Below are 17,115 nucleotides of genomic sequence, written 5' to 3' on the forward strand. Positions count from 1 at the left end.
CACCGCCCGGGTACGGCCGGCGCCGTCGGCGCCTGTTACGCGTAGTGGCGTGCCTCGATGACGTTCCCGTCCGGGTCGCGGAAGTAGAAGCTGCGCCGGGCCGGGCCACGGGCGCCGAAGGAGTCGTACGAGAGGTCCGAGACGGGAACGGCCCGGTCCTCCAGGCGGGTTCTGAGGGCCTCGAACCCGTCCCCGCTCAGGGACAGGCACACATGGTTGACCGGGTGCCCGGCGCTCTCGGCGGCTCCGGGGAGCATCTTCATGCTCTCCATGAGGGAGAGCGGGGCGAGATCGAGGATGGACTCCTCGTTGATCCGGACCGAGGGGAACGGTGCCTTGCCCGCGGCGAATTCATCGACCCTGACGGGCTCCAGGCCGACCGTCTCCTCGTAGAAGCCCGCGGCGGCGACCGGGTCCCGCACCCACAGGACGACATGATCGAGAACGAGGCGTGGCGTGGTGTCGGTCATGCCTCCAGGCTGATGCCGTCTTCCCCCCGCGCGCAAGGTCGCCGGGATCGCGCGGAACACCGAAGGGCGCTGTGCCCGCCCGGCCGCTGCCCTGCTACTCCTTGCGCCCCCATGCCGAGATCATCGGTGCCGTCGCCAAGTCCATGGTGCCGGAGGCGACATGGGACAAATGCTGGTCGATCTCCTCGTCCGTGGCAAGGTCCGCGGCGACGAGCCGGTCCCGAATCTGACGGACCGTGGCGGCTTCGAGGGCCGAACAAGCCGGTGAGGCGATGGGGAAGGACGCGTCGGCCGCCACATGGCGCAGGCCCGCCTCGCGGAGCAGACGCGGGAGCCTGCGGCCGTACGAGAGGTCGGCGCCGCGGTCGGCGAGGAGCTTGCGGAAGCCGGTGCGCAGGCGGTTGGCGAGCCGTTGCTCGGGGCCGTACTCGTCCGGGCAGGCGAGCGGCTGGAGTGCCGGATCGGCGTCCTCGAGCAGCAGCCAGCCGCCGGGCCGCAGCGCCTTGATCATCGATCTCAGCGCCCGCTCCCGATCCGGTACGTGGACGAGGACGAGCCGGGCGTGGACGAGGTCGAAGCCCTCCTCCGGCGGTTCCTCCGCTCCCACGTCATGGGTGCGGATCTCGATCGGGGGGTGCGCTGCGGCCGCGGCCCACGAGGTGTCGATGTCGGTCGCGAGCACCTTGCCGGTCGGTCCGACCTTCTCGGCGAGCCAGGAGATGACGGAGGTGCCACCGGCGCCGACCTCCCAGCAGCGCCCGCCGGGTCCGATGCCGAGGTCCTCGATGTGGCGGAACGTCGTGGCGTCGAAGAGCGTGGACAGCGCGTCGAACCGTTTGCCCGCCTCGGTCTGCTGGTTGTCGAGGAGATACCCGTCGGATCGTGTCATATGGGAATCATCCCAGGGCACGCCGCCCGGCCCGCGGAGAGGGTCTCTCCACGCCCATGCGGCCTCGTAGAACGGAGCGGAACATTCCGTTCCCACAGGCTTTCCCGAGGCTCGGGCCGGGCTGGCAGACTGATTTGCGGCGGCGCGGAAGGCGGCGCGAGGAGATCCACGCGAGGAGATCCAGATGTCCATGGCAGGGAATCTGCGGAAGGTCGCGGGCCTCGGCGCGGTCGGCGGCCTCCGCAAGGTGGCACGGTTGGCGCGGCGTCGCACACGCGTCGACCTGAGTCACCCCGCCCGGTCGCCGCTGGGCTCCGCGGTGGTCAACTGCGTGACGTACCAGGACGGCGTGCGCGTCGGCGGCGGTGATCTGGTCAGGGCGATCGAGCGGGTCCGCAGGAGTGGCGAGGGATTCGTCTGGCTCGGGTTGAACGAGCCGACGCAGCAGGAGTTCGCGGGCATCGCCGAACTCCTGGACCTGCATCCGCTGGCGGTCGAGGACGCGGTGGAGGCGCACCAGCGCCCGAAGCTGGAGCGTTACGGAGACACGCTGTTCGCGGTCCTCAAGACCGTCTGTTACGTGGAGCACAAGGAGTTGACCGCGACGAGCGAAGTGGTGAACACCGGCGAGATCATGGTGTTCCTCGGCGCCGACTTCGTCGTCACGGTGCGGCACGGCCGGCATGGATCGCTCGGTCCGCTGCGGGAGGAACTGGAGGCCGTCCCACACCAGTTGACCAAAGGGCCCGCCGCGGTGCTGCACGCGATCGCCGACCGGGTGGTGGACGAGTATCTGAGCGTCACGGACGCCATGCAGGCGGACATCGACCAGGTCGAGACGGATGTGTTCACGGAGAACGGGGCACGCCTGGACCCGGGCCGCATCTACCAGCTCAAGCGTGAACTGCTGGAGCTGAAGCGGGCGGTGGTGCCGCTGGATCGCCCTGTCCAGGAGCTGGCCACCCGGCCGATCCGAGGGATCGCCCCGGAGATACAGGCGTACTTCCGCGACGTCTCCGACCATCTGCAACGGGCCATCGAGCAGATAGCCGCCTTCGACGAACTGCTCAACTCGATCCTGCAAGCGCATCTCGCGCAGGTGAGCGTCGCACAGAACGAGGACATGCGGAAGATCACGGCCTGGGCCTCGCTGATCGCGGTGCCCACCATGGTCACCGGCATGTACGGCATGAACTTCGATCACATGCCGGAGTTGCGCTGGAAGTTCGGCTACCCGCTGGTTCTGGGCGTGATAGCCGTCGCCTGTCTCGTCCTGTACCGGGGGTTCAAGCGCAACGGCTGGTTGTGATCTCGGCGCGCCCCTCCCCGGGTGCGTACGGCTCCCCGAGGGCGTACGGCGCTCCTGGCTCGTGGTTGGTCGACGGCTGTCGGCCGGGTAGGACGGTGTCGACGGCTGCCAGTCCGGGCGGGCGGTCGCGCGTCCGGCCGGGCAGGGAGCGGTCGGCAAGCGGACGCGGTCAGCGCGTAGCGCTCTTCGCGTAGACGCTTTCGACCCATTCGGCGAGCTGACCCTCCGTCAGATGCTCGGCCAGGTCGGCTTCGCTGATCATGCCGACGAGGCGCTTGTTCTCGATGACGGGAAGCCTGCGGATCTGGTGCCCTTCCATTTCCGTGAGCACCTCGCCGATGTCGGCGTCCGAGTCGATCCAGCGCGGCGTGCCCTGGGCCATCTCGCCCGCGGTGATACGCGAGGGGTCGTGGCCCATGGCCACACAGCCCACCACGATGTCGCGGTCGGTGAGGATGCCGCAGAGCCGTTCGTTCTCGTCACTGATGGGCAGCGCACCGACGTTGAGTTCGCGCATCAGCTGGGCGGCGCGGTCCAGGGTCTCGTGAGCGGGGATCCACTGGGCACCGCGGTGCATGATTTCTCCGGCGGTGGTCATGAAGTACCTCCTGGGCCCGGAAGGCCGGCGCGGCACGGGACGCACCGCATGTCCCGACGCCCTTCATTCTCTCCGTGTCATGAAGGGAACGCACCCGGAGCGCGGTGAGGCGGGAGCCTCGCGGGCTCAGCCGCTCCAGGCGGGGTGGCGCGGGTCGTCCGCGCGGATCAGTACGTCGGCGGTGGCACCCGGATCCGTCTCGGTCTCGTAGCGCTCGAAGGCGGGGAGGGTCCAGTGCTCGGACTCGGGGGTGTGTCGGCGCAGGGCGCCGGACGAGAGCCGTACATGGACGCTCAGGTCGAAGGGGAACCAATGTCGCAGCAGGAGAGGACCATGGAGCAACAGAAGTCCGCCTGGCGGGAGTTGGACGTAGGGGCTGCGGGTGGCGCGGTCGGTGAGCGGGTCCCGGAGGTCGGGCAGGACACGGCCGTCGCCGCCTGGTTCGAGGGGACCGAAGACCTCACGCCACAGCGCGCTGGCGTCGAGCCACCCGTCGTAGTAGGCGTCGGGGTCGCGATGGCCGTGCTCGAAGCGCAGGGAGGCCGGGCGCAGGAAGCCCTCGGCGTCGACGACGAGGGAGGAGCGGCCCCGTATCCGCAGTGCGTCGGACACACGCCGGGCGAGGTCGCCGGGGCGTGCGGCCGGGGCCCCGTCGAAGGCGATGCGCGGCCAGGGGCTGCCGTCGTCGGGGCTCAGGTCGAGCAGCCGGTCGGCGAGGAGGTCGCCGAGCCGTTCCCAGGTGATCGCTTCGAGTCGCACACGGCCCATGATGCCGTGCCGCGACGGCGGATCTGCGGCGCGGCCGGTGACGGTGCGCGCGAGAGGGTCGACGCGCGGCGGAGTGGACGGTCCGGCCGGGGCCGCCGCGGTCGTCGTGCCGCGGAACGGGAAGGAAGCGGTCATGGCGCGGACCTCAACTCCCCCTCCCTTCAGCGGACTTCTCGTGTACCAGCCGATCCGGCGGCGGCACTGCGCCGCGTGCCGGAGCGGGCCGTTGTCCCTGTTGGTACGGGAGCAGGGGGCACCGTGGTGTCTGGACTGCGCGGAACTCGGTCATCTGGTGTTCCTGCCGCGGGGCGACACCGCGCTGACCCGGCGCTCGCAGCAGGCGAGTGCGTTGTGGACGGTGGTGGTGCGGTTCGACCGGCGCCGCGGCCGGTACGAACGGCAGGGGGTTCTCGTCGAGGAGGCCGCGCTCGCCCTGGCCGAGGAGCAGTGCCTGGCGGACGCGGAGGCGCGGCGCAGACGACGGATACGGGACGCGCGTCGGCGGGCAGCGCAGGACACGCGGTTCACGGAGGCGTTCGCGCGCGAGGTCCAGCGGCTGTTTCCCGGGTGCCCGGCGGAGCGGGCGCGGGCGATCGCGGCGCATACGTCGGTGCGCGGCAGCGGGCGGGTCGGGCGCAGTGCGGCGGGCCGGGCGCTGTCGCCGGAAGCCGTGAGCGCGGCGGTGCGGGCGTCCGTACGGCACCTGGAGACGCCGTACGACCGGCTGCTCATGGACGGGGTGCCACGGCCGGAGGCGCGGCGGCGCATCGCGGAGGGGGTGGAGAACGTGTTGCGGGAGTGGAGGCAAGCGCTCCATGAGACCTCGTGAGGCCGGGCCGCGCGGGCAGCGGCGGACACGCTGTGCGCATGGCCCGTCCGGCGCGCGCACGGATACCGGCGCGCGCACGGATACCGGCGCGCGCATGGATATCGGCCTCGTACGCGGCTTCGCTGGTGATCGCGCGCTGAGACCGGAAGGATCTCAAGGGTCGAAGGATCGAAACGGGGGTTCACATGATCGAAGGGCCGTACTTCACGCTGACCGTGCTGGGGGCACTCGGGACGGGGCTGATGGCGGGGGTGTTCTGCGCGTTCTCGACGTTCGTGATGAGGGGGCTCGGTTCGCTGCCGCCGACCAAGGCGGTCGCGGCGATGAACGCGATCAACCGAGCGGCGCCGAGACCGGCGTTCATGATCGTGTTCGTGGGGTCGGCGGTGCTGTGCGCCGTGCTCGCGGTGGTGACGTTCGTGGTGTGGCCCGAGGGCGCCACGGTCGAACTGCTCGTGGGAAGCGGCCTGTATCTGATAGGCGCCTTCGGGGTCACCGTCACGGCGAACGTGCCCCGCAACGCCGCGCTGCTGAAGCTGGAGCCCGGTTCCGAGGAGGCGAACGCCTACTGGCGCACGTACCTGCGCGAGTGGACGGTCTGGAACCACGTCCGCATGGTCGCGTCGGCGGGTGCGACGCTGTCCTACGTCCTCGCCCTCACCTGAGCCGGGTCACGGTCACGGTCGCGGTCGCGTCGTATGACGGCACGAGTCGTATCGTGGCACGAAGAGACCCCTACGCGTACGCAAGGGGAAGGCCATGGCCGATCCCAAGGGTTTCCTGACCACACCCCGTGAGGAATGGCCCCGCCGCCCCGTCGAGGAACGGGTGCACGACTGGGACGAGGTGTACGTCCCCGGTGCGCTGCTGCCGATCATCAGCCGTCAGGCGAACCGGTGCATGGACTGCGGGGTTCCCTTCTGCCACGCGGCCTGCCCGCTCGGGAACCTGATCCCCGAGTGGAACGGCCTGGTCTCGCGTGAGGACTGGCGGGCGGCGAGCGAGCGGCTGCACGCCACGAACAACTTCCCGGAGTTCACGGGGCGGTTGTGCCCCGCGCCGTGCGAGGCGGGGTGTGTACTGGCCATCGACCAGCCCGCGGTCACCATCAAGAACGTCGAGGTGGCGATCGCGGACCGGGCCTGGGAGGAGGGGTTCGCGCCGCCGTGTGCACCGGAGCGGCTGTCGGGGCGGACCGTCGCCGTCGTCGGATCGGGACCGGCCGGGCTCGCGGCGGCCCAGCAGCTCACACGCGCCGGGCACACGGTGGCGGTGTACGAGCGCGCGGACCGCGTCGGAGGGCTCCTGCGCTACGGGATACCGGCGTTCAAGATGGAGAAGCGGCATCTCGACCGGCGGCTGCGGCAGATGCGCGCCGAGGGGACGAAGTTCCGTACGTCGACGACCATCGGGAGGGACATAGGAGCCGAGGAGCTGCGGGCTCGCTACGACGCCGTGGTGATCGCGACGGGCGCCACCGCCTGGCGTGAACTGGACGTGCCGGGGCGGGAGTTGGCCGGTATCCAGCAGGCGATGGAGTATCTGCCGCTGGCCGACCGGGTGTGCGAGGGGGACCTGGAGGTCTCGCCGCTGTCGGCGGCCGGCAAGCATGTCGTGATCGTGGGCGGCGGGGACACCGGCGCGGACTGTCTGGGCACCGCGGTGCGCGAGGGCGCCGCGTCCGTGACCCAGCTCGACATCTATCCGCAGCCGGAGGCGGAACGGGACGAGGTCGGCGAGCCCTGGCCGACGTATCCGAAGGTCTACCGGCTCTCCGCCGCGCACGAGGAGGCGCGTGATCTGCGGACGGCGCCCGCGGCGGACGCGGATGCCAGGCTCTTCGCGGCGTCCACGCTCCGCTTCACGGGGGACGCGGACGGGCATGTGCGGGAGCTGCACCTGGTCGAGGTGGACGAGCGGCGCCGGCCGCTGCCGGGCTCCGGGCGGACGCTTCCCGCCGACCTCGTACTGCTCGCGCTCGGCTTCTCCGGGCCGGACCGCGCGGACGGTCTCATCGACCAGCTCGGGCTCGCGCTCGACCCGCGCGGAACGATCGCGCGCGACGAGGACTTCGCGACGAACGTCCCCGGCGTGTACGCCGCCGGGGACGCCGCGCGCGGGCAGTCGCTGATCGTCTGGGCGATCGCGGAGGGGCGGGCCGTGGCCGCGGCGGTGGACCGACGGCTGATGGGCGGGGTCTCGCACCTGCCGGCGCCGATCGGGCCGTACGACCGGCCGATGGGGGTGTAGCGCGGTCGTACGGGACCCGTCACGCGGTCGTGCGGGACCAATCACGCGGCTGTACGGGACCCGTCCCCACGTCCCTACAGGCATCCGGGCTTTCGCTGTCCCGGAACTACGGCGTGCGGGCCACCGCCCCGTAGCCGGGAATGACTCCGTCGTCCTGGCCGGGAACCGGTTCGCCCAGCTCCGGGTGCCATCGGTGGACCACCTCGACGCCGGGTGCGACGAGGTCGAGTCCGTGGAAGAAGCGGGCGAACTCGTCGCGGGAGCGCAGCGCCAGCGTGATCCCCGCCGCCCTGAGCTTCTCGGTCGCCGCCGCGGACACCTCCGGTGTGAAGTCGGCTGTGGCGTGGGTCATCACCAGATAGCTGCCGGAGGGCAGTTCGGCCAGCAGCCGGTCGACCAGTTCGTGCGCGCCCTCCTCGTCGGAGACGAAGTGCAGCAGCGCGACGAGGGAGAGCGCCACGGGCCGATCGAAGTCCAGGACCCGCTTGGCCCCCTCGACCACGGCGGCCGGGTCGCGCACATCGGCCTGCAGATACTCGGTCGCGCCCTCGGGGGTACCGCGCAGCAGGGCCTCCGCATGAGCCAGCACGATCGGGTCGTTGTCGCAGTAGACGACGCGCGCGTCGGGTGCGACCTCCTGGGCGATCTGATGAAGGTTCGGCTCGGTCGGGATGCCCGTGCCGATGTCGAGGAACTGCCGCACTCCGTTCTGGGCCAGCCAGCGCGTGGCCCGGTGCATGAACGCGCGGTTGACCCGCGCCATCACCGGCACCCTCGGGTCGAGGGTGAGCATCTGCCGGCCCATCTCCTCGTCGACGGGGTAGTTGTCCTTCCCGCCGAGGTACCAGTCATACATCCGTGCGGGGTGCGGCGTACTCGTGTCGATGACGACTGCGTTCCGGTCGGAACCCTGCCCGGTCATAGGGAACTCCGTAATCCTCTGGGAGAGTCGAGGAAGTCGAGGAAGTCGATGATCAAGTCAATGCCAAGGTGATGGTGCGGATAACAAGATCGCTCAGCAGCAAGGGAGTTACGAGAGCAGGAAGTCGGCCTCCCCTGCCTTGGCCCCCTGGATGAACGCGGTCATCTCGTCGGAGGTGTAGATCAGCGCGGGCCCGTCCGGGTCGGTGGACTGGCGGACGGCGATCCGCCCGTCGGCGAGCTTCATCGCCTCCAGGCAGTTGCCGCCGTTGCCCCCGCTCCACGGCTTGTGCCAGCCCTCGCTGCCCAGTTCACGGGCGGGCATGCCGTTGTAGACGCGTTTGCGCGACGTGATGCGATCCATTTACAGCTCCTTGCGGAGATCCTCCAGGATCTCCTTCGTGCGTTGTGCCGTAGCGGCCTGGGCCGCCATGCGGTCCATGACCTCGAGGTGGGTCGCCACCTCGGCGCGCGCGTCCAGATAGACGGCACCGGTCAGGTACTCGCTGTAGACCATGTCCGGCAGTTCTGACATGGCAAATCGAAACAGGACGAAGGGTCCGTAGGTGCCCGGATGCGGACCCGAGGAGAACTCGAGTACCTGGAGCGTCACATGGGGCAGTTCGGTGACTTCCAGCAGCCGTTCGACCTGGGCGCGCATGACCTCTGGGCCGACAACGGGGCGGCGCAGCACGGTCTCGTCCATCACGGCCCAGATACGGGGCGCGTCCGCACGCGTGAGCAACTCCTGGCGCTGCATGCGCAGCGCCACATGCCGCTCTATGTCCTCGGGCCTGGTCTGCCCGATGGCACCCGACGTCAGGACACCCCGGGCGTAGGCGTCGGTCTGCATGATGCCGGGCACGAAGTGGGGCTCGTACTGGCGGATGAGCGTGGCGGCGCCCTCCAGGCTGACGTACATCGAGAACCAGCCCGGCAGGATGTCGTGGAACCGCTGCCACCAGCCCGGCTTGTTGGCGTCCTCGGCAAGCTGGACGAAGGCCTCCGCCTCCTCCTCGCCCACCCCGTACGACTTCAGCAGCAACTGAAGGTAGGGGATCTTGAGGGCGACCTCGGCCATCTCCATACGGCGGACCGTGGCGGGGGCGACCCGCAGGACGCGCGCGGCCTCCTCGCGCTTGAGTCCGGCACGTTCGCGCAGGTCCAGCAGGCGCCGTCCGAGAACGACCTGGCCGACCGTCGGCGCCGACCGCGGCTCACTCATCTCGCGCCTCCTCCCTTCCTCCGTTGCCTGACCAACCTCCGGCGCCCCGGCAGCCAAGACGGCGCCGTTCGAACCCTTTTCGCACCGTTCCGCGCCCGCGTTCGATTTCGACCGGCGGGCCCTCGACGGGGCCCCGGACGCGAAGTCCGTACCTCAGATCCCAACTGGCGCCGCTCGGCGTGCTGTTGCGAGCAGTGTGCCACGACGATTCTCGAAGTCACACTGCACTCTGCAATTTTCAGAGTGACTCTTGCCAAGTGTCCACGCCGGGGCGATAGTGGCAAGCGTGATTCCGTCCGCGCCGTTAGGAACAGATGCCGCCGCAGACCGGTTCGACCCGGCCGGCGCCACAGGGCTGCGCCCTGGCGTCGCACTGCGTCGATTCCGCTTCGAGCTGGCCGCCCACCCGCAGTCCGTCGCACGGGCCCGGCAACTGACGCGTGCCCGGCTGACCGGGTGGTCGGTTGGCGAGGACGCGTGCGACACGGCGACCCTGATCGTGTCCGAACTGGTCACCAACGCGATCGTGCACACCGCCGGAGCCTCCGTCGTCTGCGAGCTGCAGGACGAGGGCGGCATGGTGCGCATAGCCGTACGTGACGAGGGATGCGCTCCGGATGAGCCGCACCCCGTACCGCAGCGATGCGCGGAGGAGCACGGCCGAGGACTGCTTCTCGTCGAGGCCCTGTCCCTGGCCTGGGGAACTCAGAAGGCGGGGGCCGGACTGCTGGTCTGGGCGGAACTCGCGCGGGCGACCGATCAACGGACGGCTGACCAGCGGACGACGGGTCAACGGACTACTGACCAGCGGGCGACCGGTCAACCGAATACTGACCAGCGGGCGACCGACCGACGGACAACCGGTCAACCGAATACTGACCAGCGGGCGACCGACCGACGGACCATCGATCAGCGGGCGACCGGCGAGTGTTCCATCCCGGCGCAGCCGTCCCGGGACCTGTCGTGTTCCGGCGACAGGTCCCGGGCGATCGAGGCCGCCCCGGCACGCTACGACCTCGGCTGGAGCGCGAAGAAGCCCCCGGCGGACGGCCAGGGATCCCGGACCGACGCGTCCTGGACCGGAACCGAATGGGTGTGAGGGACATGCGGTCGGCCACAGGAGTCCCCGGCACCACGGCCGTGACGCTGAACTCACTGGTCCGTCTCGGCCGGACCCGCCGGGCGTCCGGACCGGCCCGGCGGCTCCCCCTGCCCGAGGACATGGCGGTGCCGCTCGGCTGCGACGCGGTCGCCGTGCCCGCGGACTACGGACCGCTGCTGCTGCCCCGGCTGCCACGGGTCGGGTGTGTGTTCGCCGACCGGGCCGAGTGGTGGTGGATCGTGCCGTCCGACTCGGACATGGCCCTCGACTGGCCCGAGCCCGCGCGGTACGCCCCCGGCGCGCTCGTCCCGGACACGCCGATCCTTCCCGGGCTCATCCACCGGCCGCACGACACCATGCCGTACACCCCGCCGATCCCGCTCTATCTCACCCTGTGCCGGATCACGGGTACGCCGCCGACGTGGTCACGCCCGATCAGCGCCTGACCTCGTACTGGTACTCGTCGTGGAAGCGGATCGACGCGCTGCCCGCGGGTGCGCCCAGGGCCGATGCCCGTCCCCGGGGCTGCTCCCACTCCTCCTGCCGCCCCAGGGCCGTGAGGTCGAGCAGGCTGGTGGTGGAGCCGAGTCCGTCGAGGCCGCGCTCGTACGTCGAGTAGGTGTGGAAGACCCGGTCGTGGTCCCGTAGGAAGCAGCTCACCCCGGGCCGCTCGACCGACTCGCCCGCGCGGTCCACGGTCACCTGGAAGTCGTGGTTGAAGAGTGTGCCGTAGGACGAGTACCAGGGCATGGTCCAGCCCAGGCGTGCCTTGAAGGGCAGGATTCGGGTGTACGGGGCTCGTGACACGACGGCGAACGACGTCCCGCGCGCGTGCAGATGCGCGAGGTGCCCGATCTGGTCGAGGAACGCCGCGCACCTGCGGCAGCCCTCGTCCCACTCGGGCGCGAACATGTAGTGGTACACCACGAGTTGGTGCCGCCCCTCGAAGGCTTCGAGGAGAGTGGCCTTGCCGTCGCCGCCTTCGAACACGTACTCCGTGTCGACCTCGACCATCGGCAGCCGCCGCCGCTCGGCGTTGATCGCGTCACGCGCGCGCGTGGCCGCCTTCTCCTTGGCGAGCAGTGCCTCGCGCTCGGCCCGCCACTCCTCGCGCGAGACGATCTCCGGAAGCGTCATCACCCCTCCATGGAAGTCCGTTCTCAAGGGTGGACTGCCTTGGGAAGCGGAACTCATCGCTCGCGCGCGGGATTTCACACGGCGCGATGTCATGGGCCCCTGCGTGGGTGTCCCGGCTCGGGTCCGGGCGGAAGTTCCTCGGAACGGGAGCGGGCCCGAGGGCGGTAGCCGGCCCCCGGACCCTGTCGATGCCGCCATGTGGCACGCCGGCACGTTCGAGAACCCAGGTCAGTCGTTATGCCGCCGCGTCCTGCCTTTGGACCACCGCACATCGAGCTGCGCGGGCTGGACTTGAACCAGCATCTCGGCGTACTGGGGCCTGGGCCCGGTCGATCCGGCGCTCGGCGGCGAATACTGAGTCTGGAGCAATAGTCTGAGATTGATCGCGGTCTGCCTCTGCCATTGGGCTACCGCGGCCGGAAGATGTGCCGCGGGGAGGGGTCGAACCTCCACTGGAACCGCGCCGTCACGACAAGCTTCAGCTTCAGCTTGCGCTCCTCGCGCACCCCGGCCGGCCTTGTGGCGGCCGGGGAGTTCTTGAGGCTACCCGAACAGGTAGCCGAACACGGCGTCCCCGACCCGCTGGTCGACGACGTCCACGCCGTTCGCCTCCTCACGGGCGAACTTGACGGCCTGCTGGAGCTTCTCGACCCGGTCGAGCAGTTCGTTCACACGCCGCGCGGGCAGGGCACCGGAGAACTTCACCGTGGTCCAGTACCCGACGGGCACGTCCTCGTAGTACACCTCGACCTGAGCCGGGTGCTTCTCGGTGGCCTCCGCCTTCACGTGGTTGCGGGGCACCTTCTTCGTACGCAGCGTCCGCACCGGCTCGGTCTTCCACGCGTCGGTGGACGGGTCCTGCGTCCAGGACTCGGAGGCGTCGAGGATCGGCAGCTTGCGGACGAAGGTGTTGAGGTCGACGAGCTGCTTCTCCAGGAAGAGCAGATACGCCACGGGGGCATCGGCGACGAGCACGCGCCCGTCCACCTTCACATCCGCCTTCGCCGTGCAGTTGGCCCAGTCCTTCGTGGCGGTCACGTCGAACAGCCGCGTGAGCGTCGCCGCGGTCTGCCGCAGTACGTCCTCGGCCTGTACCTGAACCCGCGTGGATTCGGACGGCAGTTGCTCGCCCTCCTCGTCCTTCGGCTGGTACGTCCGCGAGATCCCGGCGAGCAACGCGGGCTTCTGCAAGCCGTGGTGGGCGGCCGTCAGGTCCTGATGGCTCCTGGACTTGATGCCCTTCTCGACTGCGATGATCTGATTGAGTTTCGCCACGTCACAGACCGTAGCAACACGAAGGCCGAGGTTTCGAACGATTATCGGTCCGCGGTCGCGCGCGTGGCGGAGAGGGCTTCCTCGAAGAGGTCCTCCGCCGACGCGAGCGCCTGCACGAGCGTCTCGGGGCGGCTCGTCAGCCCCGACACGATCCCGTCGACGCGCCGCAGCCCCGCCCGCTCCAGCAGCCGCTTCTCGTTGGTCACCCATTCCCCGCGCGCCGCGAGCACGGCGTGGCCCGCGTGCGTGGCGGCCGTGGCAAGGGCTCCGGCGACCTCGGTCAGGCGGCCCTGCGGGGCATGGTTGGCCTTCGCGTACGCGAGGGTGGCGCGGGCCGTGCCGTACCAGCGTTCGGGGGCGGAGGCGCGCAGCTTCTCCGGGTACGTCCGCGGGCGCGGGAGCGTGCCCCGCAGGACACGGTTGACGGCGAGTTCGGCCACCAGCAGGTACGTGGGGATACCGGCGAGGTGGAAGAGCAGCGGCTCCACCTGGAAGCGGCCTTCCGCCGCCTCCGCCACCTGGTGTTCCACGACGTCGAGATCGCGGTAGTGGACGTCGACGCGGCGGCCCTCGATGGTCAGCCACGCGCCGCCGTTGAAGACTCCGCCGCCCCAGCCGCCGATCTCCGAGACCTCGCCGGGCCAGCCGACGGCCCGCAGGTCGGCGGGGTCGAACTCCGGGCCCCGGTAGTAGACGGCCAGATCCCAGTCGCTGTCCGGGCCGTGCGTGCCCTGCGCCCGGGAGCCGCCGAGAGCGACGGCGCACACCCCGGGAAGAGCGGCAAGCCGGTCCGTGACACCCTCCAGGAACGCCTCGTCGTCCGTACTCATCGCCCGCCCATCTCCCCTTCTCCTCCGCGCAGTTACGAAGGCTCACTGTAGCTCAGTGACGGGCAGCCCCGCGGTGACGGCCGCCGTGCGCAGGACCTCCCGCAGCATCTCCGAGGTGAGTCGCCCGGTGAAGGTGTTGCGCTGGCTGACGTGGAAGCAGCCGAAGAGGTCCAGGCCCTCCAGCGCGACCCGGGCACCGTGGCCGAACGCGGGGCGCGGCCGGGGGATCGACCAGCCCGCCTCGTCCAGCGCGGTCAGCGCGGCCTGCCAGCCGAAGCCGCCGAGCGCGACCACGCACCTGAGCGACGGCCGCAGCAGCCGCAACTCCTGTACGAGCCACGGTCGGCAGGTGTCCCGCTCCTCGGGCGTCGGCTTATTGGCGGGCGGAGCGCAGTGCACGGGCGCGGTCACGCGCACGCCGTACAGCTCCAGACCGTCGTCGGCGGACACCGAGGTCGGCTGTGACGCGAGGCCCACGGCGTGCAGTGCCGCGTACAGCACGTCCCCGGAGCGGTCTCCGGTGAACATCCGCCCGGTCCGGTTGCCGCCGTGGGCCGCGGGCGCGAGACCGATGACGAGCAGCCGGGCATCGGGCGGTCCGAAGCCCGGGACCGGCCGCCCCCAGTACGTCCAGTCGGCGAACGCGGGGCGCTTGGTACGGGCCACCTCCTCGCGCCACGCGACCAGGCGCGGGCAGGCGCGGCATCCCGTGATCCGCTCGTCGAGCGCGGAGAGGCTGCTGTCCATGCCTCCACGGTAGGCCGGGCGGCGGCAAAACCCGTCGGATCGGCCTGGCGCCGAGAGCTAAGGTCGGACCATGGCTTTCGAAGGTGCGCACGACGACAGGGCGGACGGGTCCGAGCAGGCCCGTACGACCACGGCGTCCCGGGACCGTGAGACGGACGGGCGGGGCTCCGGTACGGACGGGGACGGCGCGGTCCGTGAGGCCGCACCGCAGGGCGCGTCGCAGGGCTCCGGCGACCCGGCGGCGGCCGACCCCCGGACCGCCGCCGCGGTGGCAGCCGCCGAGGCGGCGGGGCCGTCGAGCGGCGAGAGCGTGCGCATCGACAGTTGGATCTGGTCCGTGCGGCTCGTGAAGACCCGCTCGATGGGTGCCACCGCCTGCCGGGGCGGGCATGTACGGCTGAACGGCGAGCGGGTGAAGCCCGCCCACTCCGTGCGCGTGGGTGACGAGGTACGTCTGCGGCACGAGGGCCGGGAGCGGATCGTGGTCGTCAAGCGCCTGATCCGCAAGCGGGTGGGCGCCCCGGTGGCCGTGCAGTGCTACATCGACAACAGTCCGCCCCCGCCGCCCCGCGAGGCCGTCGCCCCTGCGGGCATCCGCGACCGCGGCGCGGGCCGCCCCACCAAGCGGGACCGCCGCGACATGGAACGCCTACGCGGCCTGGGCACACCCCCGGGCGTCGACTCCGACACCGAGGGCAGGCCCGAGGGGCGGGGCCGGTCCGGCGACCGGGGTCGGTCCCGGGGACGGGGCGGAACCGGCGGGCTCTGAGCACGGAGCCCGCAGCCACGGCGTGGACCGCCCCGCCAGGCAGCCCTACCGGGGCCCGTACCCACCCCGCCGGGCAGCCCTGACGGAGTTCTACCGGCGGACCGCGGATCGGGTGCCGGGCCCGGCGGCGGGGGCGAACCGGCGGGCTCTGAGCGCGGGACCCGCAGCCACGGCCTGGCGCCCTGCCGGGCAGTCCTACGCGAAGCCCGTACCGGCGGACGGAGACTGGTGGACGGAGTCAGGCGCGGCGGCGTATCAGTCGTAGCAGCTCCGCCGCCCCGGCCCGGCGGGTCGCCGCGATCAGGATCAGCGGGACCATCAGGATCAGCGGGGTCGCCGCGTTCTCACCGTCGAAGGCCGTGAGCTGCATGATGAACGCGCCCACCATCAGCGCGGACAGCGCCACCGCCGCGACCGACGCCAGCGCGGGGATCAACAGCCCCACCGCACCGGCCAGTTCGAGCAGACCGATGGTGTACATCCCTCCGCTCCCCCAGCCCATCCGGTCGAAGGACTCCACAGCCGACGGGTGCGCGATCAGCTTGGGCAGCGCGCTCGCGACGGCGAAGAAGAGCGCGAGCGCGATCTGCACCGTGCGCAGAGAGATCTCGGCGCGACGGCTCCTTCGGTGACCGCGGCTCTCCGTCACGGAAGCGGGGGCGGCAGGGGTGACGGGAGCGGTGGTCTCGGACACGCGGTCCTCCTGTGAGAAGTGGTTCCAAGGAGTTGTACTGACGCAGGGGTAGACCCGCCCACACCCCTCAACTCACCGGTCTCCAGCAGGATTTCCCATCCGTATCACCTTCCCGTCCCCCCGCTCGGCCGACTACTTCATCGGCACCGCCCGCACCCAGATCCTGTCCTCCGTCAGATACCGGTCCACCTCCAACCCGGCCTCCCCGAGCGCCTCTTCGAACTGCTCCCGGCTCAGCGGTCGGGACAGGAACGTCTGTGTCCATGTGACATCAGGGAACACATACTCCGCGCGCACCGAGTCGACGCCGTCGCCCACCGGCTGCGCCGAGACCATCCGTAGCGTGAAGCCGCTCGGGTCGACTCGCTCGCGCGGCAGGTTCGTGTGGTAGTCCTCGCCCTCTCGCTGGATCAACACACAGCCGCCGTCCGCCACATGGCGTGCACACGTCCTCAGCAGGCCTCGCCGCACCTCGATGTCTCCCGCGTGCACCAGGAACGACGCGAGCATCACGACGTCGAAGGTCTCGCCCAGGTCGAGGTCCTCGATCGGGCTGCATATCGTACGCGTGCCGCGCACCCGCTCCAGCATCTGCGGCGACTCGTCCACCGCCGTGACCGTGAAGCCGCGGTCCAGCAGCGGGTGGGTCATCCGCCCGACGCCGCAGCCCAGCTCCAGGATGCGCGCGCCGGGCGGCACCGCCGCGGCGATGATGTCCGGCTCGTCCCTGACCGGCAGCCGCGTATACAGATCGACCGCGCAGCCGTCCGGCGTGATCGCGCCGGGGCCCGTTCCTTCGTATCCCTCTCGCATGTTCTGTCTCATGCCGGTCCAACGGCCGGTCCACGGCGCCCAGTTCCCCCTCACCCTTCACTCGATGGAGTGAAACGTTCGATGAGGGAACTCCTGCTCGACCGACAACGGATGTCGGTCACGGTGACCCTCCCGATCCGGTGGCCCCGACCTGGTGAACCCGTGCCAGGGGGGTACCCGCAAGGGAGGAGCAGTGATGATGATGCGTACAGGCAGTGAACCGGCGACAGCACGCAGTGCCCTGCGGGTGCGCTTCTGGCTGAGTGTGTGGGGCCTGGCCTGGGCGAGTTTCGGAACGATCGCGTTCGCGCTCATCGGGCAGACCGGCTGGGCCATCGCGTGTGGCGTCCTGTGGCTGGTCGTCACCGTGGACATGGTCATGATCGTGCGGCACATACGCCAGGGTCCGCACTGGCAGCCGGGCCGCGACGTCCCGCCGTACCTCCCCCCGAGCGACCGCCGCCGCTAGCGACCGCCGCCGATAGCGGG

General features: G+C 70.7%; 21 protein-coding genes. 8 read left to right on the forward strand and 13 right to left on the reverse strand.

Annotated features, from left to right (window positions below; translation table 11 throughout):
- Positions 1–35: 35 nt before the first annotated feature.
- Together NGF19_RS02625 and NGF19_RS02630 are read right to left on the reverse strand one after the other, a co-directional pair.
- Positions 36–470, reverse strand: coding sequence for a VOC family protein (locus NGF19_RS02625; protein ID WP_252421850.1), 435 nt, complete (start codon positions 468–470; stop codon positions 36–38).
- 94 nt (positions 471–564) lie between these two features.
- Positions 565–1,359 (reverse strand): methyltransferase domain-containing protein, encoded by a 795-nt coding sequence (locus NGF19_RS02630; protein WP_252421851.1) that lies wholly within the window; start codon positions 1,357–1,359, stop codon positions 565–567.
- Positions 1,360–1,543: 184 nt separating this feature from the next.
- On the opposite strand from NGF19_RS02630, the gene NGF19_RS02635 reads away from it, so the two are divergent.
- Entirely contained in the window at positions 1,544–2,668 is a 1,125-nt protein-coding gene (locus tag NGF19_RS02635) for a magnesium and cobalt transport protein CorA (RefSeq protein WP_252421853.1), read from the forward strand.
- Between the two features lie 169 nt (positions 2,669–2,837).
- Here the strand turns inward: NGF19_RS02635 and NGF19_RS02640 are convergent, their stop codons facing one another.
- Together NGF19_RS02640 and NGF19_RS02645 are read right to left on the reverse strand one after the other, a co-directional pair.
- Positions 2,838–3,266: a CBS domain-containing protein gene (locus tag NGF19_RS02640; RefSeq protein ID WP_252421854.1), complete on the reverse strand. Its 429-nt coding sequence runs from the start codon at positions 3,264–3,266 to the stop codon at positions 2,838–2,840.
- 126 nt (positions 3,267–3,392) lie between these two features.
- The gene (locus tag NGF19_RS02645) at positions 3,393–4,034 is read right to left on the reverse strand and encodes a nucleoside/nucleotide kinase family protein (protein ID WP_252422213.1); all 642 of its coding nucleotides are present in this window, start codon (positions 4,032–4,034) and stop codon (positions 3,393–3,395) included.
- Positions 4,035–4,167: 133 nt separating this feature from the next.
- Here NGF19_RS02645 and NGF19_RS02650 point away from each other — a divergent pair, with 133 nt between their 5' ends.
- The 3 genes from NGF19_RS02650 (at position 4,168) to NGF19_RS02660 (ending at position 7,113) form a co-directional block, all read left to right on the forward strand.
- Positions 4,168–4,863, forward strand: a complete 696-nt coding sequence (locus NGF19_RS02650) for a DUF2293 domain-containing protein (RefSeq protein WP_252421856.1) — start codon at positions 4,168–4,170, stop codon at positions 4,861–4,863.
- Positions 4,864–5,048: 185 nt separating this feature from the next.
- The gene (locus NGF19_RS02655) at positions 5,049–5,528 is read left to right on the forward strand and encodes an anthrone oxygenase family protein (protein WP_252421858.1); all 480 of its coding nucleotides are present in this window, start codon (positions 5,049–5,051) and stop codon (positions 5,526–5,528) included.
- Between the two features lie 94 nt (positions 5,529–5,622).
- Positions 5,623–7,113 carry a glutamate synthase subunit beta gene (locus tag NGF19_RS02660; protein ID WP_252421860.1) on the forward strand — a complete coding sequence of 497 codons (1,491 nt, stop codon included), beginning with the start codon at positions 5,623–5,625 and terminating at the stop codon, positions 7,111–7,113.
- 106 nt (positions 7,114–7,219) lie between these two features.
- On the opposite strand, the gene NGF19_RS02665 is transcribed toward NGF19_RS02660, so the two are convergent.
- From NGF19_RS02665 to NGF19_RS02675, 3 genes are all read right to left on the reverse strand, one after another.
- Positions 7,220–8,035 carry an SAM-dependent methyltransferase gene (locus NGF19_RS02665; protein ID WP_252421861.1) on the reverse strand — a complete coding sequence of 272 codons (816 nt, stop codon included), beginning with the start codon at positions 8,033–8,035 and terminating at the stop codon, positions 7,220–7,222.
- A 108-nt stretch (positions 8,036–8,143) separates the two neighbouring features.
- Positions 8,144–8,398, reverse strand: a complete 255-nt coding sequence (locus NGF19_RS02670; RefSeq protein WP_252421863.1) for a DUF397 domain-containing protein — start codon at positions 8,396–8,398, stop codon at positions 8,144–8,146.
- Positions 8,399–9,259 carry a Sco1979 family transcriptional regulator gene (locus NGF19_RS02675; RefSeq protein ID WP_252421864.1) on the reverse strand — a complete coding sequence of 287 codons (861 nt, stop codon included), beginning with the start codon at positions 9,257–9,259 and terminating at the stop codon, positions 8,399–8,401. It abuts the gene before it with no gap.
- A gap of 286 nt (positions 9,260–9,545) precedes the next feature.
- Here NGF19_RS02675 and NGF19_RS02680 point away from each other — a divergent pair, with 286 nt between their 5' ends.
- Positions 9,546–10,358 carry an ATP-binding protein gene (locus NGF19_RS02680; RefSeq protein ID WP_252421865.1) on the forward strand — a complete coding sequence of 271 codons (813 nt, stop codon included), beginning with the start codon at positions 9,546–9,548 and terminating at the stop codon, positions 10,356–10,358.
- A gap of 5 nt (positions 10,359–10,363) precedes the next feature.
- Positions 10,364–10,807, forward strand: coding sequence for a hypothetical protein (locus NGF19_RS02685; RefSeq protein ID WP_252421866.1), 444 nt, complete (start codon positions 10,364–10,366; stop codon positions 10,805–10,807).
- Here the strand turns inward: NGF19_RS02685 and NGF19_RS02690 are convergent.
- The 4 genes from NGF19_RS02690 to NGF19_RS02705 form a co-directional block, all read right to left on the reverse strand.
- On the reverse strand, positions 10,797–11,498 hold the full coding sequence (locus NGF19_RS02690) for a DUF899 domain-containing protein (RefSeq protein ID WP_252421867.1): 702 nt from the start codon (positions 11,496–11,498) through the stop codon (positions 10,797–10,799). The two genes, NGF19_RS02685 and NGF19_RS02690, sit on opposite strands and share 11 nt — an antisense overlap.
- A gap of 543 nt (positions 11,499–12,041) precedes the next feature.
- Positions 12,042–12,773, reverse strand: coding sequence for a DUF7873 family protein (locus NGF19_RS02695; RefSeq protein WP_252421868.1), 732 nt, complete (start codon positions 12,771–12,773; stop codon positions 12,042–12,044).
- Positions 12,774–12,814: 41 nt separating this feature from the next.
- Entirely contained in the window at positions 12,815–13,603 is a 789-nt protein-coding gene (locus NGF19_RS02700; RefSeq protein ID WP_252421869.1) for a nucleotidyltransferase domain-containing protein, read from the reverse strand.
- Positions 13,604–13,645: 42 nt separating this feature from the next.
- Positions 13,646–14,350, reverse strand: a complete 705-nt coding sequence (locus tag NGF19_RS02705) for a uracil-DNA glycosylase (RefSeq protein ID WP_252421870.1) — start codon at positions 14,348–14,350, stop codon at positions 13,646–13,648.
- Positions 14,351–14,420: 70 nt separating this feature from the next.
- Between NGF19_RS02705 and NGF19_RS02710 the strand changes: the two genes are divergently transcribed.
- The gene (locus NGF19_RS02710; RefSeq protein ID WP_252421871.1) at positions 14,421–15,119 is read left to right on the forward strand and encodes an RNA-binding S4 domain-containing protein; all 699 of its coding nucleotides are present in this window, start codon (positions 14,421–14,423) and stop codon (positions 15,117–15,119) included.
- A gap of 238 nt (positions 15,120–15,357) precedes the next feature.
- On the opposite strand, the gene NGF19_RS02715 is transcribed toward NGF19_RS02710, so the two are convergent.
- Both NGF19_RS02715 and NGF19_RS02720 read right to left on the reverse strand, forming a co-directional pair.
- Positions 15,358–15,813 (reverse strand): DoxX family protein, encoded by a 456-nt coding sequence (locus NGF19_RS02715; protein WP_252421872.1) that lies wholly within the window; start codon positions 15,811–15,813, stop codon positions 15,358–15,360.
- A 132-nt stretch (positions 15,814–15,945) separates the two neighbouring features.
- Positions 15,946–16,626 (reverse strand): class I SAM-dependent methyltransferase, encoded by a 681-nt coding sequence (locus NGF19_RS02720; protein ID WP_252421874.1) that lies wholly within the window; start codon positions 16,624–16,626, stop codon positions 15,946–15,948.
- Between the two features lie 196 nt (positions 16,627–16,822).
- On the opposite strand from NGF19_RS02720, the gene NGF19_RS02725 reads away from it, so the two are divergent.
- Positions 16,823–17,095: a DUF6343 family protein gene (locus NGF19_RS02725; RefSeq protein WP_252421875.1), complete on the forward strand. Its 273-nt coding sequence runs from the start codon at positions 16,823–16,825 to the stop codon at positions 17,093–17,095.
- Positions 17,096–17,115 lie beyond the last annotated feature (20 nt).

It is taken from the genome of Streptomyces macrolidinus (genome assembly GCF_023887685.1).
Lineage (GTDB): Bacteria > Actinomycetota > Actinomycetes > Streptomycetales > Streptomycetaceae > Streptomyces > Streptomyces macrolidinus.